Origin of the sequence: Enterobacter sp. BNK-13, assembly GCF_048685015.1 — a bacterium.
GTDB classification, from domain to species: domain Bacteria; phylum Pseudomonadota; class Gammaproteobacteria; order Enterobacterales; family Enterobacteriaceae; genus Enterobacter; species Enterobacter quasiroggenkampii.
Map to the genome: position 1 here is coordinate 4,684,583 of NZ_JBLQTP010000001.1, position 20,766 is coordinate 4,705,348.

At 55.5% G+C, this 20,766-nt stretch carries 21 protein-coding genes; 17 read left to right on the plus strand and 4 right to left on the minus strand.

What is annotated here, in order from left to right:
- Window positions 1-81: 81 nt before the first annotated feature.
- Window positions 82-570, minus strand: a complete 489-nt coding sequence (gene yhhY / locus ACMGGQ_RS22585) for an N-acetyltransferase (RefSeq protein ID WP_021242744.1) — start codon at window positions 568-570, stop codon at window positions 82-84.
- Window positions 571-826: 256 nt separating this feature from the next.
- Between yhhY and ACMGGQ_RS22590 the strand changes: the two genes are divergently transcribed.
- The 5 genes from ACMGGQ_RS22590 to gntU all read left to right on the plus strand — a co-directional run bounded on the left by ACMGGQ_RS22590 (window position 827) and on the right by gntU (window position 5,778).
- Window positions 827-1,864: an oxidoreductase gene (locus tag ACMGGQ_RS22590; protein ID WP_069719701.1), complete on the plus strand. Its 1,038-nt coding sequence runs from the start codon at window positions 827-829 to the stop codon at window positions 1,862-1,864.
- A 123-nt stretch (window positions 1,865-1,987) separates the two neighbouring features.
- Window positions 1,988-2,683: a pirin family protein gene (locus ACMGGQ_RS22595; protein ID WP_021242746.1), complete on the plus strand. Its 696-nt coding sequence runs from the start codon at window positions 1,988-1,990 to the stop codon at window positions 2,681-2,683.
- Between the two features lie 101 nt (window positions 2,684-2,784).
- On the plus strand, window positions 2,785-3,780 hold the full coding sequence (gene gntR / locus ACMGGQ_RS22600; RefSeq protein ID WP_021242747.1) for a gluconate operon transcriptional repressor GntR: 996 nt from the start codon (window positions 2,785-2,787) through the stop codon (window positions 3,778-3,780).
- A 126-nt stretch (window positions 3,781-3,906) separates the two neighbouring features.
- Window positions 3,907-4,434 carry a gluconokinase gene (gntK, locus tag ACMGGQ_RS22605; protein WP_008503362.1) on the plus strand — a complete coding sequence of 176 codons (528 nt, stop codon included), beginning with the start codon at window positions 3,907-3,909 and terminating at the stop codon, window positions 4,432-4,434.
- A 3-nt stretch (window positions 4,435-4,437) separates the two neighbouring features.
- Window positions 4,438-5,778, plus strand: a complete 1,341-nt coding sequence (gene gntU / locus ACMGGQ_RS22610; RefSeq protein WP_014833577.1) for a gluconate transporter — start codon at window positions 4,438-4,440, stop codon at window positions 5,776-5,778.
- A gap of 104 nt (window positions 5,779-5,882) precedes the next feature.
- On the opposite strand, the gene plsB is transcribed toward gntU, so the two are convergent.
- On the minus strand, window positions 5,883-8,303 hold the full coding sequence (gene plsB, locus ACMGGQ_RS22615) for a glycerol-3-phosphate 1-O-acyltransferase PlsB (protein WP_021242749.1): 2,421 nt from the start codon (window positions 8,301-8,303) through the stop codon (window positions 5,883-5,885).
- Between the two features lie 154 nt (window positions 8,304-8,457).
- Here plsB and ACMGGQ_RS22620 point away from each other — a divergent pair, with 154 nt between their 5' ends.
- The 4 genes from ACMGGQ_RS22620 to ACMGGQ_RS22635 all read left to right on the plus strand — a co-directional run bounded on the left by ACMGGQ_RS22620 (window position 8,458) and on the right by ACMGGQ_RS22635 (window position 11,274).
- Window positions 8,458-8,826: a diacylglycerol kinase gene (locus tag ACMGGQ_RS22620; RefSeq protein ID WP_063622866.1), complete on the plus strand. Its 369-nt coding sequence runs from the start codon at window positions 8,458-8,460 to the stop codon at window positions 8,824-8,826.
- A gap of 108 nt (window positions 8,827-8,934) precedes the next feature.
- Window positions 8,935-9,543 (plus strand): transcriptional repressor LexA, encoded by a 609-nt coding sequence (lexA, locus tag ACMGGQ_RS22625; protein WP_045909165.1) that lies wholly within the window; start codon window positions 8,935-8,937, stop codon window positions 9,541-9,543.
- A 63-nt stretch (window positions 9,544-9,606) separates the two neighbouring features.
- Entirely contained in the window at window positions 9,607-10,944 is a 1,338-nt protein-coding gene (gene dinF, locus ACMGGQ_RS22630; protein ID WP_420290531.1) for an MATE family efflux transporter DinF, read from the plus strand.
- 120 nt (window positions 10,945-11,064) lie between these two features.
- Window positions 11,065-11,274 (plus strand): CsbD family protein, encoded by a 210-nt coding sequence (locus ACMGGQ_RS22635; RefSeq protein ID WP_014830284.1) that lies wholly within the window; start codon window positions 11,065-11,067, stop codon window positions 11,272-11,274.
- Between the two features lie 47 nt (window positions 11,275-11,321).
- Here ACMGGQ_RS22635 and zur read toward each other — a convergent pair whose 3' ends face one another.
- Window positions 11,322-11,834 carry a zinc uptake transcriptional repressor Zur gene (gene zur, locus ACMGGQ_RS22640; RefSeq protein ID WP_048226444.1) on the minus strand — a complete coding sequence of 171 codons (513 nt, stop codon included), beginning with the start codon at window positions 11,832-11,834 and terminating at the stop codon, window positions 11,322-11,324.
- A 115-nt stretch (window positions 11,835-11,949) separates the two neighbouring features.
- Here zur and ACMGGQ_RS22645 point away from each other — a divergent pair, with 115 nt between their 5' ends.
- From ACMGGQ_RS22645 to pspG, 4 genes are all read left to right on the plus strand, one after another.
- The gene (locus ACMGGQ_RS22645; protein ID WP_048030220.1) at window positions 11,950-12,438 is read left to right on the plus strand and encodes a cupin domain-containing protein; all 489 of its coding nucleotides are present in this window, start codon (window positions 11,950-11,952) and stop codon (window positions 12,436-12,438) included.
- Window positions 12,439-12,610: 172 nt separating this feature from the next.
- Window positions 12,611-13,921, plus strand: coding sequence for a conjugal transfer protein TraF (locus ACMGGQ_RS22650; RefSeq protein ID WP_048030222.1), 1,311 nt, complete (start codon window positions 12,611-12,613; stop codon window positions 13,919-13,921).
- Window positions 13,922-14,003: 82 nt separating this feature from the next.
- A complete protein-coding gene (dusA, locus tag ACMGGQ_RS22655) occupies window positions 14,004-14,999 on the plus strand; it encodes a tRNA dihydrouridine(20/20a) synthase DusA (protein WP_032623124.1) in 996 nt (331 codons plus the stop codon).
- Between the two features lie 136 nt (window positions 15,000-15,135).
- Window positions 15,136-15,378, plus strand: coding sequence for an envelope stress response protein PspG (pspG, locus tag ACMGGQ_RS22660; RefSeq protein WP_008503373.1), 243 nt, complete (start codon window positions 15,136-15,138; stop codon window positions 15,376-15,378).
- 184 nt (window positions 15,379-15,562) lie between these two features.
- On the opposite strand, the gene ACMGGQ_RS22665 is transcribed toward pspG, so the two are convergent.
- Complete coding sequence (locus ACMGGQ_RS22665) at window positions 15,563-16,546, minus strand: quinone oxidoreductase (RefSeq protein ID WP_048226446.1); 984 nt, start codon at window positions 16,544-16,546, stop codon at window positions 15,563-15,565.
- Window positions 16,547-16,606: 60 nt separating this feature from the next.
- On the opposite strand from ACMGGQ_RS22665, the gene dnaB reads away from it, so the two are divergent.
- From dnaB to ACMGGQ_RS22685, 4 genes are read left to right on the plus strand one after another with little or no spacing between them, the layout of a single operon-like run.
- Window positions 16,607-18,019 (plus strand): replicative DNA helicase, encoded by a 1,413-nt coding sequence (dnaB, locus tag ACMGGQ_RS22670; RefSeq protein ID WP_008503375.1) that lies wholly within the window; start codon window positions 16,607-16,609, stop codon window positions 18,017-18,019.
- Between the two features lie 16 nt (window positions 18,020-18,035).
- Window positions 18,036-19,115 carry an alanine racemase gene (alr, locus tag ACMGGQ_RS22675; protein ID WP_420290532.1) on the plus strand — a complete coding sequence of 360 codons (1,080 nt, stop codon included), beginning with the start codon at window positions 18,036-18,038 and terminating at the stop codon, window positions 19,113-19,115.
- 22 nt (window positions 19,116-19,137) lie between these two features.
- Entirely contained in the window at window positions 19,138-19,695 is a 558-nt protein-coding gene (pnuC, locus tag ACMGGQ_RS22680; protein WP_023293520.1) for a nicotinamide riboside transporter PnuC, read from the plus strand.
- Entirely contained in the window at window positions 19,692-20,696 is a 1,005-nt protein-coding gene (locus ACMGGQ_RS22685) for an AAA family ATPase (protein ID WP_420290533.1), read from the plus strand. The genes pnuC and ACMGGQ_RS22685 overlap by 4 nt, the downstream gene beginning before the upstream one ends.
- Window positions 20,697-20,766 lie beyond the last annotated feature (70 nt).

Sequence of the window (20,766 nt, forward strand, 5' to 3'; positions counted from 1 at the left end):
TGCCCGGTGGCGCTGCGCTTACCGGGCCTACAACTGCACAAACGTAGGCCGGGTAAGGCGAAGCCGCCACCCGGCAAATCACTACTTCATTCTCGCCATGTAGTACGCGTCCACATATTCGCCGTTGCGCAGGGCAAATTTCTTGCCGGTGCCTTCGATTTCAAAACCAAAATTTTTATAGAGGGCAACTGCCGCGGGGTTATCGGCAAAGACCGTCAGTTCGATACGTTCAATGCGCAACCAGTTGTCACACAGGTTGATCATCTCGCTCATGAGCCTGCGGCCTACGCCGCGTCCCTGCATATCCGCAGCCACGCTGATGCCGAATGTGGCAACATGGCTGCGACGCGGGTTTTCCATTACGTCCAGCGCCATATGTCCAATAACGCGCTGGTCCAGACAGGCAACGAGATGGCGCCGGCCTGGTTTTGTCGCAACGCGTTCGTGCCACATTTCCATAGAAGGATGAGGGAGCTGTAGCGTGTCGTGATACACATCAGGATGCGACATGATGTCACGTAAAGCTTCTGCATCGCTGGGTTCGATGTGGCGTATCACTATCTCACTCATTCCTTGTTCCTCAGTCAGTTAAACGTCCCTTCCAACATCAATGACTTTAAAATTTGAGTCAACCGCTATTTTTTGCAAAAAGTATTGGACAAGTGCGAATGAGAATGATTATTATTGCTCTGCATTCAGGAAGACCCCTACGGGAACCTGAAAGCACGACATTGCTCACATTGCTTCCAGTATTACTTTAGCCAGCTTTTAGCTGGCTTTTTTTTTGTTATGGTTAGACTCAGTAACCTTCCAAAAGGACTGAGCTATGACACTACATTGCGCATTTATTGGATTTGGTAAAAGTACGACCCGCTATCACCTGCCGTATGTTCTTAACCGCAAAGACAGCTGGCATGTGGCCCATATCTACCGCCGCCGCGCGAAGCCGGAAGAGCAATCTCCGCAGTATTCCCACATCCACTTCACCAGCGATCTCGATGAGGTGCTTAACGACCCACAAGTGAAGCTGGTGGTTGTCTGCACCCACGCCGACAGCCATTTTGACTATGCCAAACGCGCGCTCAATGCGGGTAAAAACGTGCTGGTAGAAAAGCCGTTCACCCCGACTATTGCCGAAGCGAAAGAGCTGTTCGCGCTGGCGAAAAGCAAAGGCCTGACCGTCACGCCGTATCAGAACCGTCGCTTTGACAGCTGCTTCCTGACGGCGAAAAAAGCGATTGAAAGCGGCAAGCTCGGCAACATCGTGGAAATCGAAAGTCACTTCGATTACTACCGTCCGGTGGCGGAAACGCAACCCGGACTGCCTCAGGATGGTTCGTTCTATGGTCTGGGTGTGCACACCATGGACCAGATCATCTCCCTGTTTGGCCGCCCGGACCACGTGGCGTATGACATTCGCAGCCTGCGCAACAAAGCCAACCCGGACGATACCTTCGAAGCCCAGCTGTTCTACGGCGATCTGAAGGCCATCGTCAAAACCAGTCACCTGGTGAAAATCGACTACCCGAAATTTATCGTTCACGGCACTAAAGGTTCGTTTATCAAATACGGTATCGACCAGCAGGAGACCAGCCTGAAGGCCAATATCATGCCGGGTGAACCAGGCTTTGCCGCGGACGATTCCGTGGGCGTGCTGGAGTATGTGAACGACGAGGGCGTGACGGTCAAAGAAACGCTGAAGCCGGAAACCGGCGACTATGGCCGCGTCTATGATGCGCTGTTTGAGACCCTCACAAACGGCATGGCGAATTACGTCAAGGAATCTGACGTTCTGACCAACCTCGAAATCCTTGAACGGGCCTTCGAACAGGCTTCTCCTGCCACGATAACCCTCGCAAAATAAGCAAAAACGGCTCCTCTGCACTTGTTCACAATTTTTGAACAGAGGAGTCAATTTTCACCCTCTATGATCCCAGGCCGTTTGCGTCCACACTTACTCCATCGAAACGAACTGAGGGTGAAAACAATGATCTACTTACGCAAAGCAAACGAACGTGGTCACGCGAATCATGGCTGGCTGGACTCATGGCATTCATTCTCGTTTGCCGACTACTACGACCCGAACTTCATGGGCTTCTCCGCACTGCGCGTGATTAACGACGACGTGATTGATGCAGGCCAGGGCTTTGGTACCCACCCGCACAAAGACATGGAAATCCTGACCTATGTGCTGGAAGGCGCGGTTGAGCACCAGGACAGCATGGGCAACAAAGAGCAGGTTCCGGCGGGCGAGTTCCAGATTATGAGCGCGGGTACCGGGGTGCGTCACTCTGAGTACAACCCAAGCAAAACGGAAAAACTGCACCTGTATCAAATCTGGATCATTCCAGAAGAGACCGGCATCACGCCGCGCTACGAGCAGCGCCGCTTCGACGCGAAACAGGGTAAACAACTGGTGCTCTCCCCGGATGCGCGTGAAGGCTCCCTGAAAGTGCATCAGGATATGGAGCTGTACCGCTGGGCGCTGGCGAAAGATGAACAGTCCGTGCATCAGATTGCCGCTAACCGCCGCGTCTGGATCCAGGTGGTGAAAGGCGACGTGTCCATCAACGGGACCAAAGCGACAACCGCCGATGGTCTGGCCATCTGGGACGAGCAGGCGATCTCCGTGCACGCCGACAGCGAAAGCGAAATTCTGCTGTTTGACCTGCCGCCGGTGTAATAAAACATAAATAAATCCCCATCCTTCCCTTTGACAGGGGAAGGATGGGCTTTGTCCGTGGTAAACTGAGCAAATCTCTCACTTCAAGATTTCTCAGGACGATGAAAAAGAAACGCCCCGTACTTCAGGATGTCGCCGATCGCGTCGGTGTGACCAAAATGACGGTCAGCCGTTTTTTACGTAACCCGGAACAGGTTTCCGTGGCGTTACGTGGCAAGATTGCCGCTGCCCTTGATGAACTGGGTTACATCCCCAACCGCGCGCCCGATATTCTCTCCAATGCGACCAGCCGCGCGGTGGGCGTTCTGCTTCCTTCTTTGACCAACCAGGTTTTCGCAGAAGTATTACGTGGAATTGAAAGCGTCACCGATGCGTTTGGCTACCAGACCATGCTCGCCCACTACGGGTACAAGCCTGAACTCGAAGAGGAACGTCTTGAATCGATGCTTTCCTGGAACATTGACGGCCTGATTTTAACCGAACGTACCCACACTGCCCGCACGCTCAAAATGATTGAAGTGGCCGGTATTCCGGTCGTGGAGCTGATGGACAGCCAGTCGCCATGCCTCGACATCGCCGTGGGGTTTGATAACTTCGAAGCGGCGCGTCAGATGACGGCGGCCATCATCGCCCGTGGGCATCGTCATATCGCCTATCTGGGTGCGCGTCTTGATGAACGTACTATCATCAAACAGAAGGGATACGAGCAGGCGATGCTCGACGCGAACTTAACCCCGTACAGCGTGATGGTGGAGCAGTCCTCTTCCTATACGTCGGGTATTGAGCTGATGCGTCAGGCGCGACGCGAGTATCCGCAACTGGACGGTATTTTCTGTACCAACGATGACCTTGCGGTCGGCGCAGCATTTGAGTGTCAGCGTCTGGGGCTGAAGATCCCTGATGATATGGCGATCGCCGGTTTCCACGGCCACGATATTGGCCAGGTTATGGAGCCGCGTCTGGCGAGCGTCCTGACGCCGCGTGAACGTATGGGCCGTATTGGCGCAGAACGCCTGCTGGCGCGCATTCGTGGCGAGACGGTGACCCCGAAAATGTTAGATTTAGGTTTCACCTTGTCACCGGGTGGATCTATTTGAACTGACAAATTTGAAGTAGCTCACACTTATTCACTTCGCGCACGTTTGGATATTGCTTCTCTTTTGCCCCAGCAGGACAATGTTACCGATAACTGTTACCCGTAACAATTGACTGAGGGACACCCTTTGAGCACGACTAATCACGATCACCACGTCTACGTCCTGATGGGCGTTTCCGGTAGCGGGAAATCAGCCGTGGCCAGCGAAGTGGCGCATCAACTCCAGGCTGCGTTTCTTGATGGCGACTTCCTCCATCCGCGCAGCAACATCATGAAAATGGCCTCCGGCGAGCCGCTGAACGATGACGACCGCAAACCGTGGTTGCAGGCGCTGAATGACGCCGCGTTCGCGATGCAGCGCACCAACAAAGTCTCCCTGATCGTCTGCTCCGCGCTGAAAAAAACCTATCGCGACCTGCTGCGCGACGGCAACCCAAACCTCTCTTTCATCTACCTGAAAGGGGATTTCGAGGTGATTGAAAGCCGCCTGAAGGCGCGGAAAGGTCACTTCTTCAAAACCCAGATGCTGGTAACGCAGTTCGAAGCGCTGCAGGAACCGGGTGAAGACGAGAAAGACGTCTTAGTGGTTGATATCGATCAGTCACTGGAGGGTGTTGTTGCCAGCACCATCGAGGTCATTAATAAAAGGCAGTAAGTTTTGAGTACATTAACGCTAGTTTTGACAGCAGTGGGTTCGGTATTGCTGCTGCTGTTTTTAGTGATGAAGGCGCGTATGCACGCCTTTGTTGCTTTGATGGTGGTTTCTATTGGTGCAGGTCTCTTTTCCGGTATGCCGCTCGACAAGATCGCCGCGACAATGGAAAAAGGGATGGGCGGTACGCTGGGCTTCCTGGCGATTGTGGTCGCGCTGGGCGCGATGTTTGGCAAGATTTTGCACGAGACGGGTGCGGTCGACCAGATTGCCGTCAAGATGCTGAAATCCTTCGGCCACAGCCGTGCGCATTACGCGATTGGTCTGGCCGGTCTGATTTGCGCGCTGCCGCTGTTCTTCGAAGTAGCCGTTGTGCTGCTGATAAGCGTCGCATTCTCCATGGCGCGCCATACCGGTACTAACCTCGTGAAACTGGTCATTCCGCTGTTTGCGGGCGTGGCGGCGGCGGCGGCGTTTCTGCTGCCGGGACCCGCCCCGATGCTGCTGGCATCCCAGATGCACGCCGACTTTGGCTGGATGATTCTGATTGGCCTGTGCGCGGCAATCCCGGGGATGATTATCGCCGGCCCGCTGTGGGGCAACTTCATCAGCCGTTACGTTGAGCTGCATATTCCGGATGACATCACCGAGCCGCACCTGGGCGAGGGCAAAATGCCATCCTTCGGCTTCAGCCTGTCGCTGATCCTGCTGCCGCTGGTGCTGGTGGGTCTGAAAACCATCGCTGCGCGCTTTGTGCCGGTGGGGTCCACTGCCTACGAGTGGTTTGAGTTCATCGGTCACCCGTTTACGGCGATTCTGGTGGCGTGCCTGGTGGCGATTTACGGCCTGGCGATGCGTCAGGGGATGCCAAAAGACCGGGTGATGGAGATTTGCGGTGCGGCGCTGCAGCCTGCGGGGATTATCCTGCTGGTGATCGGTGCAGGCGGCGTGTTCAAGCAGGTGCTGGTGGATTCCGGCGTGGGCCCGGCTCTGGGTGAAGCGCTGACCGGGATGGGCCTGCCGATTGCGGTGACCTGCTTTGTGCTGGCCGCGGCGGTACGTATCATCCAGGGTTCTGCTACCGTGGCGTGTTTAACCGCCGTGGGTCTGGTGATGCCGGTGATTGAACAGCTGAACTACTCCGGTGCCCAGATGGCCGCGCTTTCTATTTGTATCGCGGGTGGTTCGATTGTGGTCTCTCACGTTAACGACGCCGGCTTCTGGCTGTTCGGTAAGTTTACCGGCGCCACCGAAGCGCAAACCCTGAAAACCTGGACGCTGATGGAAACCATTCTCGGAACGACGGGTGCAATTGTCGGGATGATTGCCTTTACGCTGCTCAGCTAAATGCGGTGATTTAACAAGGCTAAAAATAAGGCCCGGTAGCGTCAGCGCTTACCGGGCCTTTTTATTATCCATGGCGTCAGGCCGGGCCATAACCCGGCATTGTGTTACTCACCCTGCGTGGCGCTCTCAATCGTCAAGCGCACGTCCGAGGTAATCAGCTCTGCCAGCATCTGGTACACCTTCAGCGTCTCTTCCGGCTCGGCATCACCCGTATCGCTGATGAAGCCTTCATCACGCAGCGTCAGCACCAGGGAACTGAAGACCGCTTTGTCGAAGAATTCAGGGGCGTTAATGCCGTGCAGAACGGACAGGCGCTGGGCCAGCGTCCGGCTCTCCTTCTCCAGCGTACCGCGGTTGATAGACGGATTCGCGCTCAGCAGCCAGAACGTAATGGCGTAGCGCTGCAGCGTTTCGCGCGCACCGGCCGCCAGCAGCTGCAGGGTGCGGGAGCGTGACGGATTGATGTGCAGCTCGTCGTTGTTCAGGGTAATCAGCCCCTGGCGACGCATCTCTTCCGTCATCTTATCCAGTTCTGTCGCCAGCTCATCCTTACTCCAGCGCAGGAACAGCTCCGCTTTCAGCATCGGATAGATGGTCTCAAGATGGCGCAATAGCTCCTGACGGGAGATATGACGATGCTGGGTAATAATGGCGGCCATGAGCGACGGCAGCATCAGCATATGCGTGATGTTGTTGCGGTAGTAGGTCATCAGCACTGCCTGCTCGCGCGGCAGAATGATGATGTCGCCGATCGTGTCCTTCTCCACTTCAAACTTGTTCATCTGCAACGCGTGATCGATAAGTTCACTGGCGGTTGCAGAAGGCACGGTCGAATCAACCGAGTACGGCACGTTACGCATCATATCCAGATAGCAATCCAGCTGCTCCGTGAGCTGTTCACGGGTCAGCGAGCGCTGACGTGAAGCCAGAAGTGCCGTACAGCACAGGTTCATGGCGTTAGCCGCACCGGCGTTGTTAATGCGCACCATCAGCTCGGATGCGATGCCGTTAACCGTTGGCGTCAGCCAGGCCGGACGCACCGCTTCGATAGGATCGATGGACTCGCGCCACTCCGGAACGTGATGGTTCAGGTACGTCATCAGCGGCATCGGCTCACCGAAGTTCACGTAGCCCTGACCGAGATTACGCAGCTTGCTCAAGCCGCGCAGCATCTGCGGCAGGCTCTCTTTCTCTTTGGTCGCACCACGCAGCTCTTTCGCGTACGTGCCCACTTCCATCACGTGCTCGTAGCCGATGTAGATAGGCACCAGCGTGATCGGACGGGTACCTCCGCGCAACATCGCCTGGATGGTCATCGACAGCGTGCCGGTCTTCGGATCGAGCAGACGTCCGGTACGGGAACGACCGCCCTCCACGAAGTACTCCACGGAATAGCCGCGGCTGAACAGCTCGCCCAGATACTCGCGGAACACGGTGGAGTAGAGCTTGTTGCCCTTGAAGGTACGACGAATAAAGAACGCGCCCAGGCGGCGGAAAATCGGACCTGCTGGCCAGAAGTTCAGGTTGATACCGGCTGCGATGTGCGGTGGTACCAGCCCCTGATGATAGAGCACGTAGGAAAGGAGCAGGTAGTCCATGTGGCTGCGGTGGCAGGGGACATAGACAATCTCATGGCCATCATGCGCCAGCTGACGCACGCGCTCGGCGTTATGGACGTTAATGCCCTGATAGAGGCGGTTCCACGTAAAGCCGAGAATACGGTCAGAAAGGCGAATCATCTCGTAAGAGAAGTTCGCTGCAATCTCTTCCATCAGCGCAATGGCGTTCTGCTGGGCTTTCTCATGCGAAATTTTCTTGCTGCGCGCTTCATCTTCAACGGCGCGGGCAATCGCTTTGGAGGCCAACAGCTTGTTGAACAGATCCTGACGAGCCGGGAGGCGTGGTCCTACGGCAGCCAGGCGCTGACGTGCGAAGTGCATACGCGCCACGCGCGCCAGTTTTTGCGCGATGATCTTGTCGGTGCCGTGCTCGTCCGCCATGCGACGCAGCGAAACGGAAGGGGAGAAACGCACAAAGCTGTCGCGTCCCAGCCAGGAGACCGCGAAGAACTTCTGGATGCCGTTAAGCATGCGCAGCGGCGGATTCTCTTCGCCTTTTTCACGGCCCGGACGACGACCAAACATCACCGATACCGGCACCATCTGCACATCCAGATCGGGATTGCTGCGGTGCAGGTCGAGATAGTCATGGAACAGCTTGATGGACTCTTCTTTTGGCGTGTAATAGGTAAACACGCGCGGTCCACCGTGAATGAACACGTAGCGCGGCAGCAGCGTACCGTCAACTTCCAGCGGTTCAAGCGGGTCAGGTAAGTCATGCGCCAGACATTGGGCGCGAAGCGTCAGTAAGTCAGCCTTCGAGTTATAAGGCAAAACGTACATAATGGGGCGTGACGTATCGAGCCCCAATTCCAGCGCGGGTTCTGCTGGGATAGACTTGCTTTTTACCAGGATGCTTAATGGTAAATTAAGTAATTTGTAGTAAATTCGTGGCCAGCCGGACATAAACGATGTAAAGCCTCTGGTTAATAATGCAATTGCGGCGCAAGGATAACAGAAAGCGCGCAAAATTTCTGTTGTTACCCGTCATACTTCAGGCTGTAGCGAAACGCGCTACGGCTCCTGTTACTGACGCTCTTTTTTAAAAAAGGTTCTTTTAATGGCCAATAATACCACTGGGTTAACACGTATCATCAAAGCCGCCGGCTATTCATGGAAAGGTTTCCGTGCCGCATGGGTCAACGAAGCCGCCTTTCGCCAGGAGGGCGTCGCCGCTATCATCGCGGTGATCGTCGCCTGTTTCCTTGATGTTGATGCGATTACCCGCGTACTGCTTATCGGTTCCGTTCTTCTGGTGATGATAGTGGAAATTCTTAATAGCGCTATTGAGGCCGTTGTGGATCGCATTGGTGCCGATTTCCATGAGCTTTCTGGCCGTGCAAAAGACATGGGCTCTGCTGCCGTGTTGCTGGCGATTATCACTGCCGTTATCACTTGGGTCACGCTGCTTTGGTCACATTTCCGATGAGCCTCGAGGAATAATTAAGTCCCTGGTTTTTTGTGCAGTTTTTGGTTCCAAAATCGCCTTTGACTGTATATACTCACAGCATAACTGTATATACACCCAGGGGGCGGAATGAAAGCGTTAACGACCAGGCAGCAAGAGGTGTTTGATCTCATCCGGGATCATATCGGCCAGACGGGTATGCCACCCACGCGTGCGGAAATCGCGCAGCGTCTGGGTTTCCGTTCTCCAAATGCTGCCGAAGAACACCTGAAAGCGCTGGCGCGTAAGGGCGTGATTGAGATTGTCTCGGGCGCGTCACGGGGTATCCGCCTGCTGGTGGAAGAAGAGACGGGCATTCCGCTGATAGGGCGTGTTGCTGCCGGTGAGCCTTTACTGGCTCAGCAGCATATTGAAGGCCATTACCAGGTCGATCCTGGCATGTTCAAACCGAGTGCTGACTTCCTGCTGCGCGTCAGCGGCATGTCGATGAAAGACATCGGTATTCTTGATGGCGATCTGCTTGCGGTGCATAAAACACAGGATGTGCGAAACGGCCAGGTGGTGGTGGCGCGCATTGATGACGAAGTGACCGTTAAGCGTCTGAAAAAACAGGGTAACAGCGTACAGTTGCTGCCTGAAAACAGCGAGTTTTCACCCATTGTGGTCGATCTCCGCGAACAGAACTTCTCTATCGAAGGACTGGCGGTCGGGGTGATTCGCAACGGTGAATGGCTGTAACCTCTTCCTGACAGGCTATGGCACCGCTGTAGCCTGATTCATTCCCCACTCCCGGTATCTTTCATGTCACTGCTGACGGCATCCGATAAGGCATTGTGGCGTCTTGCTCTGCCGATGATTTTCTCCAATATTACCGTACCCTTGCTGGGGCTGGTCGATACTGCCGTTATAGGCCATCTTGACTCACCGGTTTATCTTGGCGGAGTGGCGATTGGCGCGACGGCAACCAGCTTCCTGTTTATGCTGCTGCTCTTTTTGCGCATGAGCACCACCGGTCTTACCGCACAGGCTTATGGCGCGAAAGATCCGCTGCGTCTGGCGCGCGCGCTGGTGCAGCCGCTGATCCTCGCGCTTGGCGCGGGTGCGTTCATCGTTTTATTGCGGGCACCCCTGATCGATCTTGCGCTTCATATTGTTGGCGGCAGCGAGGCGGTATTAGAGCAGGCGCGACGTTTCCTTGAAATCCGCTGGCTCAGCGCGCCCGCATCGCTGGCTAACCTGGTTCTGCTAGGGTGGCTACTGGGCGTGCAGTACGCCCGTGCGCCCGTGATTTTGCTGGTGGTGGGTAACCTGCTCAATATCGTTTTGGATGTCTGGCTGGTCATGGGTCTGCATATGAACGTGCGGGGCGCGGCGCTGGCAACGGCGATTGCCGAATACGGGACCTTTATCATTGGCTTGTGGATGGTCTGGCGGGTACTGGCCATGCGCGGGATCTCCCTGGCGCTGCTCAAAACCGCATGGCGCGGCAATATCCGTAAGCTGCTGGCCCTCAACCGTGACATCATGCTGCGCTCGCTTCTTCTCCAGCTCTGCTTCGGGGCACTGACGGTTTTCGGGGCTCGACTGGGGCCAGAAATCGTCGCGGTCAACGCAGTATTGATGACGTTGCTGACGTTTACCGCCTACGCGCTGGACGGTTTTGCCTATGCGGTTGAAGCGCATTCCGGGCAGGCGTACGGTGCGCGCGAAAGCGGGCAGCTACGGGAGGTCTGGCGGGCTGCCTGCCGTCAGTCGGGACTGGTGGCGCTGGCATTTGGCCTGGTTTACGCCTGCTTTGGTGAGCAGATCGTTGCATTGCTTACCTCTCTCCCTGCGCTACGCGAGCTGGCGAGCCACTATCTCATCTGGCAAGTCGTTTTACCGGTGGTTGGCGTCTGGTGTTATCTGCTGGACGGCATGTTTATTGGTGCGACGCGCGGGGCCGAAATGCGTAACAGCATGGCCGTCGCGGCGGCCGGGTTTGGCCTGACGCTGCTGACGCTCCCCTGGCTGGGGAATCATGGTTTGTGGCTGGCCCTGGCCGTCTTCCTCTCACTGCGCGGGTTGTCGCTGGCGTTTATCTGGCATCGACACTGGCAAAACAATACCTGGTTTCCCCCGCGTCACGATATATCGTGACGGTTAAAGATTCCGAATATGAAATTAACTACGGAATCCTTAACTACAATAATTATCACGTCCAGCAGAAAAGAACGTAACGGACGTTACGACCCGACGCTTAACGAAGAGGACACGATGATGAATAAAGACGAAATCGGCGGCAACTGGAAGCAGTTCAAAGGTAAAGCGAAAGAACAGTGGGGTAAGCTGACGGATGACGACATGACCGTCATCGAAGGCAAACGCGATCAGCTTGTCGGTAAAATTCAGGAACGTTACGGCTACGCAAAAGACCAGGCGGAAAAAGAAGTGGGCGATTGGGAAAAACGCAACGACTACCGCTGGTAACGCTGAATAACCCACAGGGCGGCTCTAAGCCGCCTTTTCTTTTGCCGTTAACGCGGCTTTTTCTTCACCAGAATAGAGTGGTCGTGCTGACACGCGTCCTGATGACGACAGGATTCCACCTCCACGCACGCAGAACAGAGCCCGTGCGCCTCAATCACGTTATGACGCAGGGCAAAACCCATTTTCGCTGCCAGCGTATGCATAATATCTTCCACGCCTTCCGCAGCCTCTTCTTTCACCACGCCGCAGCGGTCACAGATAAACATCGCCGATGTGTGGGTGGGCTGATCGAACAGATGGCACAGCACATAGCTGTTGGTGGATTCCACCTTGTGCACAAACCCTTGTTCAAGCAGGAAATCCAGTGCGCGATAGACCGTCGGCGGCTTTGCCTGCGGCTCGCTTTCGCGCAGCAGATCCAGCAGATCGTAGGCGCTGATGGCACCCTGCTGCAGGCTCATCAGGCGTAAGACTTCAAGGCGCTGCGGAGTCAGGCGCACATTGCGTTGCGCACACAGCTTTTCGGCCTGCGCTAACAGCTCTTTTGTGGACTTATCCATGTAGCACCCCGGATGTTATAGGACGGAAAACCCCCACTTTATCATGTTCTGCTAAAAACACCGAGATCCGCCAGTCTGTGCTATACCTGACCCATCGCAAACCGGGAGATGCATAATGAAAAGACCTGACTGTATTCGGCACTGGCGCGACGTGGAAGGCGCGGATGACTCGACCTACCCCGACAGCGATGAGCTGTTCTCTATCGGCGCACCGCTGGCTCGCAGGCTTGGGCTCGGGCGTATTGGCATCCATCATGAGCGCCTGCCGCCGGGGCGCAGAACGTCCTATCCGCATGCGGAGAGCGACGAAGAAGAGTTTATTTACGTGCTCGAAGGTTACCCTGAAGCCTGGATTAACGGCTACTTGTGGAAGCTGGAGCCTGGCGACAGTGTAGGTTTTCCCGCCGGAACCGGCATCTGTCATACCTTTATCAACAACACGGACGACGAGGTTCGGTTACTGGTCGTTGGCGAGGCCAACAAGAAGCACAACCGCATCTACTATCCGCTCAACCCTGAGTATGCCGCCACGCGGGAAGATCGCTGGGTAGACCATCCCCCACAGTTTTTTGGGCCGCATGATGGAAAACCTGGGAAAAAATAATTTCCTCTTCTATAAATATTGAGGGCCGTCACAAAATATAACAGGCCGTAAGGGAGTTTTACTTAGGGAAAGAAATAGCGGGTCTTTTACTACTTATTCACAGCAATAGTTCGTTCCTGTTTGGGTGATAACAGACAGGGGTTATTTCATAACAGACTATAACGGGCATACTGTGAAAAAAAATTTTAAATTTTCGGTGGTTAGCATTGCTGTCTCCTTGTTTATGGCAAATCAGGCGGGAGCAGCCAATACCTGGACAGAATCACGCAGCGACGCCATGGGTGGCACCGGCGTGGCGTCGGGAAGCTATGGCAGTGGGGCGTTAATCAACCCGGCGCTGCTGGCAAAGGCAAAACCGGACGATGATGTGACGGTCATCTTGCCAGCCGTTGGGGTGCAGGTGACGGATGAAGACAATCTTCAGGACGAGATTGATAACATCAATGACAAAATCAATCACTACAAGGATGTGGTTGATAATCTCACGCCACGAGAAATTATCACCAATCCGTTAGGTTCCATTAATCAATTCCAGGGCGCGGCCAAAGATCTGGCCGATGAGCTGGACTATCTCAAAGGCAAAACCGCACGCGCAACGGCTGGTGCAGGGCTTGCGGTGAGTATCCCTAACGATGTCCTTTCCGTCGCCTTCATGGCGAAAGGTTATGCACATGGCCGGGTGAGCTCGTCTATCGATCAGCAAGACATTGATTATCTGCGTGGTATTCAACGAAGTAATGTGGTGGCGGCCGGTGTTGCGCTGGATGCTGCGCTGAACGGTACGGATCAGATCACCAAGAACCTCAACTCAACGGCGTCCGGCCGGGCGGCGATTGTCTCCGACTACGGTGTTGCCGTTGCCCGTCAGTTTGATCTCGGCGGCGTCCCGGTTTCCGTGGGCGTAACACCAAAGCTGCAAAAAACCTGGGTCTATAACTACACCACGTCAATCTACGATTACGATAGTAACAAGTGGAACGACAGCCGCTACCGTACTGACGATACGGGCTTCAACGTGGATGCCGGTATTGCGGCCGATTTCGGCGAAAACTGGACCGTTGGCGTGAGCGGACAAAACCTGATGTCGCGTGATATCGACACCAAAGATATCCGTATCCGCAATGGCCGTACGGGAGAAGTGGTGAGCTATAAAGACACCTACCAGATCCGTCCGCTGGTGACCGCCGGTGCCGCCTGGCACAACGATCTGGTGACGCTGACCGCCGATGGCGATCTGACGGAAACCAAAGGCTTCAAGAGCGAAGATACGTCGCAGTACGTGGGTGTCGGTGCCGAGGTGACGCCGCTGAGCTGGCTGGCGGTCCGTGCGGGTTATCGTGCCGACGTGAAGGGTAACGACAGCAATGTCTTTACCGGCGGTGTCGGTTTCGCGCCGTTTAGCACCGTGCATGTTGACCTGATGGGCCTGTACGGTGAAGACGAAACCTGGGGCGCAGGGGCTCAGCTGAGCATGACGTTCTAAAGTCAACCGGAGGCGCTGCGCCTCCGGCTTTTCTTTGTGCTATAGTAGCGCCCCTTTTCCACCAGATGCTTAAAACTTCGCCATGTCGTCAGAATTACAGACCGCTTTCCCTGCACACCGTTTTTCCATTGCGCCGATGCTCGACTGGACGGACAGACACTGCCGCTATTTCCTGCGCCAGCTCTCCCGCCATACGTTGCTGTACACCGAAATGGTGACCACGGGCGCAATCATCCACGGGAAGGGCGACTATCTGGCCTATAGCGAAGAAGAACATCCGGTTGCCCTGCAGCTGGGCGGCAGCGATCCGGCCGCGCTGGCGCAGTGTGCGAAGCTGGCAGAAGCGCGCGGCTACGACGAGATCAACCTGAACGTTGGCTGTCCGTCAGACCGTGTGCAAAACGGTATGTTCGGTGCCTGCCTGATGGGGAATGCCCAACTGGTGGCGGACTGTATCAAGGCGATGCGTGATGTTGTTTCCATTCCGGTGACGGTCAAAACCCGTATCGGGATTGACGACCAGGACAGCTACGAATTCCTGTGCGATTTCATCAATACGGTCTCCGGAAAGGGTGAATGCGAGATGTTCATCATCCATGCGCGAAAAGCCTGGCTCTCCGGCCTGAGCCCGAAAGAGAACCGTGAAATCCCGCCGCTGGACTACCCGCGCGTGTATCAGCTGAAGCGTGACTTCCCGCATCTGACCATGTCCATTAACGGCGGCATCAAGTCGCTGGAAGAGGCCAAAGCGCACCTTGAACATATGGATGGGGTGATGGTTGGGCGCGAGGCGTATCAGAATCCGGGCATTCTGGCGACGGTCGATCGCGAAATCTTTGGCATCGAAGGTGCAGACACCGATCCGGTTGCCGTCGTGCGGGCGATGTATCCTTACATTGAGCGCGAGCTGAGCAACGGTACGTATCTCGGCCATATCACCCGCCATATGCTTGGGCTGTTCCAGGGCATTCCGGGCGCGCGTCAGTGGCGTCGCTACCTGAGCGAAAACGCACATAAAGCCGGTGCCGATATCGAGGTGCTGGAACATGCGCTGCGACTGGTGGCAGACAAGCGATAACTTTCGCTAAAAGTTCGTCAAATTCACCACGCCCTGCGAATTCTCGCGGGGCGTTTTGCTTTAAGAACAACACGTTATGTCTGGCATGATTCTTGTAATGTTTGCAGCATCATTCGGGAACTCGTGGGAGAGCACCATGCTGGAACTACTTTTTGTGATTGGCTTTTTTGTCATGCTGTTAGCAACGGGCATTTCGCTGCTCGGCATTCTGGCGGCTATCGTGGTGGCGACGGTCGTCATGTTTATTGGCGGATTGTTTGCCCTGACGATCAAACTGCTGCCGTGGCTACTGCTGGCCGTGGCGGTGGTGTGGGTGATACGGGCGATTAAATCGCCAAAAGTGCCCAGTTATCAGCGCAATAACCGCTTCCGTTACTAAGGTATTGAGGGGTTCGTCACAGAGTTGTAACTTTTCCGGCAGCATGGCTTAGAACAGAATAGGATTTACTTATCGAATCTGTCACTATGACTGCCGTTAAAGAATTCATCGCGCTGTACCCTACATACAGCCGAACTAAAAAAAGAAAGGGCTTCCCACGGGAAGCCCAATTTCTTTTTGGGGCTCAGGGAATCAACAAACTCGACCCCTGCGTTGCCCGGCTCTCCAGCACCTCATGCGCACGCTGCGCATCGGCTAGCGGGTATTTCTGCGCTTCTGCCACATCCACCTTAATGACGCCGCTGGCGATCAGAGAGAACAGCTCATTGCTGGCTTCCTCAAGTTCTTCCCGGTTGGTGATGTAACCCTGCAGGGAAGGGCGCGTGACGTACAGCGAGCCTTTCTGGTTCAGGATGCCGAGATTCACGCCGGTGACAGCACCTGAGGCGTTTCCGAAGCTCACCATCAGCCCACGACGCTGCAGGCAGTCCAGCGATGCTTCCCAGGTGTCTTTCCCAACCGAGTCATATACGACGCGCACCTTTTTGCCGCTTGTGATCTCCTTCAGCCGTTCGACGATGCTCTCTTCACGGTAGTTAATCACCTGCCAGGCGCCCGCCTGCAGTGCGCGCTGCGCTTTTTGGGCATTGCCCACGGTGCCGATCAGTTTTGCACCCAGCGCTTTTGCCCACTGACAGGCGATGAGCCCGACACCACCCGCCGCGGCATGAAACAGGAACTGCTCATCGGGTTTAATTTCATAGGTTTTACGCAGCAGGTAGTAAACGGTTAACCCTTTCAGGAAGGAGGCTGCCGCCTGCTCAAAGGAGATGGCATTAGGCAGCAGGGCGGCTTTATCCGCCGGGACGTTGTGGACGGAGCTGTAAGCGCCCAGCGCAGATTGTGCATACACCACGCGGTCGCCCTCTTTAAGATGCTTAACCGCGCTGCCCACTTTGATGACGACACCGGCTGCCTCGGTGCCCAGTCCGCTCGGCATCGACGGAGGCGGGTAGAGCCCGCCGCGAATATAGGTGTCGATGTAGTTTATGCCGATGGCTTTGTTTTCAACCTGCACTTCGTTTTCGCCAGGCGCGGTGGGGGTGAACTCCACCGCGTTGAGTACGTCAGGGCCACCATGCTTGTGAAATTCAATACGTGTTGCCATGCTTCCTCCAGAATGTGGTAATCTTTCGACCCACTCTTTATCTCGGTAACTCCATTCACTATGGCAGGAAACAAACCCTTCAACAAACAGACTGAACCTCGCGAGCGTGATTTCCAGGTCGCAGGGTTAAAAGTCCCGCCGCACTCGATTGAAGCGGAACAGTCGGTGTTGGGCGGTTTAATGCTGGATAACGAACGCTGGGACGACGTCGCCGAGCGCGTGGTGTCTGAGGATTTCTACACCCGTCCGCACCGTCATATCTTTACCGAAATGGCGCGCCTGCAGGAGTCGGGTAGCCCAATTGACCTGATCACGCTCGCGGAATCGCTGGAGCGTCAGGGACAGCTGGACAGCGTCGGCGGGTTTGCCTATCTGGCAGAACTGTCAAAAAACACGCCAAGTGCGGCAAACATCAGCGCTTATGCCGACATCGTGCGTGAACGTGCCGTTGTCCGCGAGATGATCTCGGTGGCGAATGAGATCGCCGAAGCCGGTTTTGATCCGCAGGGTCGCACCAGTGAAGACCTGCTCGATCTTGCCGAGTCCCGCGTCTTCAAAATCGCCGAAAGCCGTGCCAACAAAGACGAAGGCCCCAAAAACATCGCCGATGTCCTCGACGCCACCGTCGCCCGTATCGAACAGCTGTTCCAGCAGCCGCACGACGGTGTGACCGGGGTAAACACCGGTTATGACGATCTCAACAAGAAAACCGCCGGTCTGCAGCCGTCGGATTTGATTATCGTCGCGGCGCGTCCGTCGATGGGTAAAACGACCTTTGCGATGAACCTCGTCGAAAATGCGGCGATGTTGCAGGATAAGCCGGTACTGATTTTCAGCCTTGAGATGCCCTCTGAGCAGATCATGATGCGTTCTCTGGCATCGCTGTCGCGCGTGGACCAGACCCGCATCCGTACCGGCCAGCTCGACGATGAGGACTGGGCGCGCATCTCCGGCACCATGGGCATTCTGCTGGAAAAACGTAACATCTATATTGATGACTCTTCCGGCCTGACGCCGACGGAAGTCCGTTCCCGCGCGCGTCGTATCGCCCGTGAACACGGCGGTATCGGCCTTATCATGATCGACTACCTTCAGCTGATGCGCGTCCCGTCGCTCTCCGACAACCGTACGCTGGAGATCGCCGAAATTTCCCGCTCGCTCAAGGCGTTAGCCAAAGAGTTGCACGTGCCGGTGGTGGCGCTGTCGCAGCTTAACCGTTCTCTGGAACAACGTGCTGACAAGCGCCCGGTCAACTCCGACCTGCGTGAATCCGGCTCCATCGAGCAGGATGCCGACTTAATCATGTTTATCTACCGTGATGAGGTTTATCACGAGAACAGCGACCTGAAAGGGATCGCCGAAATTATTATTGGTAAACAACGTAACGGCCCAATCGGGACGGTACGTCTGACCTTTAACGGACAGTGGTCGCGTTTCGACAACTATGCCGGTCCTCAATATGATGATGAGTAATTTCTAAGGAATTCAAATGCAAGCGGCAACTGTTGTGTTTAACCGCCGCGCTCTGCGACACAACCTGCAACGTCTGCGTGAACTGGCACCCGCCAGCAAGCTCGTTGCAGTCGTGAAAGCGAACGCTTACGGACACGGTCTTCTTGAGACCGCGCGAACGCTCCCCGATGCCGACGCCTTTGGCGTCGCCCGTCTTGAAGAAGCCCTCCGCCTGCGCGCGGGGGGGATTACCCAACCTATTCTGCTCCTCGAAGGCTTTTTCGAAGCCACCGATCTGCCAACCATCGCAGATCAGCATCTGCACACGGCGGTACACAACGAAGAACAGCTGGCCGCACTAGAAACCGCTGAGCTGAGCGAGCCGGTGACCGTGTGGATGAAGCTTGATACGGGCATGCACCGTCTGGGCGTGCGTCCGGAAAATGCCGAAGCGTTTTATCAGCGTTTATGCCGGTGTAAAAACGTGCGCCAGCCGGTGAATATTGTCAGCCACTTCGCCCGTGCCGATGAGCCCGAGTGCGGTGCGACCGAGCGGCAGCTGGATATCTTTAATACCTTCTGCGAAGGCAAGCCGGGGATGCGCTCGATCGCCGCATCCGGCGGGATCCTGCTGTGGCCGCAGTCGCATTTCGACTGGGCGCGACCAGGCATCATTCTTTACGGCGTGTCGCCGCTGGAGAATAAACCCTGGGGGCCGGACATGGGTTTTCAGCCAGTCATGTCTCTGGTGTCTACTCTGATTGCCGTGCGCGAACACAAAGCCGGTGAGCCGGTGGGCTACGGCGGCACCTGGATCAGCGAGCGTGATACCCGCCTCGGCGTCGTGGCGATGGGCTATGGCGACGGCTATCCGCGCGCTGCACCCACGGGTACGCCGGTGCTGGTCAACGGTCGCGAAGTGAAGATCGTTGGCCGCGTGGCGATGGACATGATTTGTGTCGATCTGGGTCCTGAAGCCCAGGATAAACCCGGCGACGATGTGGTGATGTGGGGGGAAGGTTTACCCGTTGAACGTATTGCTGAAATCACGAAAGTGAGTGCTTACGAACTTATTACCCGCCTGACGTCTCGGGTGGCGATGAAGTACGTCGACTAACATTTTATTCCAGGGAAGGATAATGTCCCCTTCAGAAATCGCTGCGTGTCTGGCCTATGCTCTCTCCGTCTGGCTGGCCGCCAGAAACAACATCCATACATGGTGGATAGGTATCATTGGTAGCGGGCTTTATGCCTGGGTCTTCTATTCTGTACAGCTTTATGCTGACGTTACCCTTCAGTTCTTTTTCATCATAACGAGCATAACCGGCTGGCTGCATTGGCTTAAAGGCAATCATGGAGAGGTCTTGCCTGTCCGTCGTACCAGACCGGGACATTTTTTTATGCTTTTAGCCTGCGCCGTAAGCGTAGCAGCGGCGTACGGGTGGATATTGCATCTCTATACCAATGCATGGGCCCCCTGGCTGGACTCCATCATTTTGACATTCAGCATTCTTGCTCAGTTTATGTTGATGGGACGGCGTCTGGAAAACTGGTACATCTGGCTTGCCGTTAACACGCTGGCAGTACCGCTGTATGCGACGAGAGAACTGTATCTGACCGCCGGTTTATATCTGGTGTTTTGGTTTAATGCGTGGCACGGACTGTATCAGTGGCGCAAGGAGATCCGTGCGCAATGACGCTGTATGCCAACGGTCTGGTGGTCGGCAAGTTCGCACCATTACATGCGGGCCATGAAGCGCTTATCAATACGGCACTTGAGCAGTGCGAGACGGTCTGTATCATCAGCTATTCGTCGCCGGAAATACACGGTTACGAACCTGAAAAGCGGCTTAACTGGTTAACAACGCGCTTCCCACAATGTCGCCACCTCGTGCTTTCGCCGCAAGTGTTGGCTTCATATGGCCTTGCGCCACCGAATGACGCTGATGACGATCTTCACCGGCATTATGTTGCAACGCTATGTGAGGACATTCTGCATTGTCAGCCAGAGGCGGTATTTACTGCAGAAGACTATGGAGACGGGTTTGCCACTGTCCTGAGCCAGCGTTTCAGACGACCGGTTGCGCACGTGCGTCTCCAGCGTCAACCGGGACCAGAAGCTCCATCGGGAACGCTCATCCGCTCTGATGTTCATCGTTATCGCAAGATGATGTCCCCAGAGGTGTACCGCAGCTTTGTTTTTCGTATCTGCTTATTAGGTGGAGAATCGACGGGCAAAAGCACGCTTGCAAAGGCACTGGCGCAAACGCTAAACGTTCCGTACGTTGCAGAGTATGGTCGTGAACACTGGGAAAAGAAGAACGGCATCCTTGATCTGGAGGATTTGCTGCATATTGCCCGCGAGCAGGTGCGTCGGGAAGAATCAGCCTGCACGGCGCCTTATCTGGTCTGTGATACGTCACCTTTAACGACCCTGTTTTACGCGCTCGATCAGTTTGGCAGCGCGCCGCAGGCGTTAATGGCGCTTGCTGAACGAGACTATGCACTGGTCGTGCTGTGCGGAGATGATTTTCCGTTTGTGCAGGATGGCACCCGGCAGGGGGAGGCGTTTCGCCACAGACAGCAGGTATGGTATGAAGCAGAGCTATCACAACGAAACATTCCTTTTCTGCGCGTGCAGGGCTCGGTGCCTGAGCGAATCGATTGCATTTGCCGATATATCGAGTGTCTGGCCTGATATCGCTCTCGACCTTCACCTGCTTCCGGTTTATTGTTGAAATCCCTGCCTCATCGAATTCCGGAGAACC

Excerpts from the sequence above, each read along its gene's own strand:
- yhhY (WP_021242744.1), bottom strand. The coding sequence starts at position 570 with ATGAGTGAGATAGTGATACGCCACATCGAACCCAGCGATGCAGAAGCT.
- ACMGGQ_RS22590 (WP_069719701.1), top strand. The coding sequence starts at position 827 with ATGACACTACATTGCGCATTTATTGGATTTGGTAAAAGTACGACCCGC.
- ACMGGQ_RS22595 (WP_021242746.1), top strand. The coding sequence starts at position 1,988 with ATGATCTACTTACGCAAAGCAAACGAACGTGGTCACGCGAATCATGGC.
- gntR (WP_021242747.1), top strand. The coding sequence starts at position 2,785 with ATGAAAAAGAAACGCCCCGTACTTCAGGATGTCGCCGATCGCGTCGGT.
- plsB (WP_021242749.1), bottom strand. The coding sequence starts at position 8,303 with ATGTCCGGCTGGCCACGAATTTACTACAAATTACTTAATTTACCATTA.
- ACMGGQ_RS22620 (WP_063622866.1), top strand. The coding sequence starts at position 8,458 with ATGGCCAATAATACCACTGGGTTAACACGTATCATCAAAGCCGCCGGC.
- lexA (WP_045909165.1), top strand. The coding sequence starts at position 8,935 with ATGAAAGCGTTAACGACCAGGCAGCAAGAGGTGTTTGATCTCATCCGG.
- dinF (WP_420290531.1), top strand. The coding sequence starts at position 9,607 with ATGTCACTGCTGACGGCATCCGATAAGGCATTGTGGCGTCTTGCTCTG.
- ACMGGQ_RS22635 (WP_014830284.1), top strand. The coding sequence starts at position 11,065 with ATGAATAAAGACGAAATCGGCGGCAACTGGAAGCAGTTCAAAGGTAAA.
- zur (WP_048226444.1), bottom strand. The coding sequence starts at position 11,834 with ATGGATAAGTCCACAAAAGAGCTGTTAGCGCAGGCCGAAAAGCTGTGT.
- ACMGGQ_RS22645 (WP_048030220.1), top strand. The coding sequence starts at position 11,950 with ATGAAAAGACCTGACTGTATTCGGCACTGGCGCGACGTGGAAGGCGCG.
- dusA (WP_032623124.1), top strand. The coding sequence starts at position 14,004 with ATGTCGTCAGAATTACAGACCGCTTTCCCTGCACACCGTTTTTCCATT.
- pspG (WP_008503373.1), top strand. The coding sequence starts at position 15,136 with ATGCTGGAACTACTTTTTGTGATTGGCTTTTTTGTCATGCTGTTAGCA.
- ACMGGQ_RS22665 (WP_048226446.1), bottom strand. The coding sequence starts at position 16,546 with ATGGCAACACGTATTGAATTTCACAAGCATGGTGGCCCTGACGTACTC.
- dnaB (WP_008503375.1), top strand. The coding sequence starts at position 16,607 with ATGGCAGGAAACAAACCCTTCAACAAACAGACTGAACCTCGCGAGCGT.
- alr (WP_420290532.1), top strand. The coding sequence starts at position 18,036 with ATGCAAGCGGCAACTGTTGTGTTTAACCGCCGCGCTCTGCGACACAAC.
- pnuC (WP_023293520.1), top strand. The coding sequence starts at position 19,138 with ATGTCCCCTTCAGAAATCGCTGCGTGTCTGGCCTATGCTCTCTCCGTC.
- ACMGGQ_RS22685 (WP_420290533.1), top strand. The coding sequence starts at position 19,692 with ATGACGCTGTATGCCAACGGTCTGGTGGTCGGCAAGTTCGCACCATTA.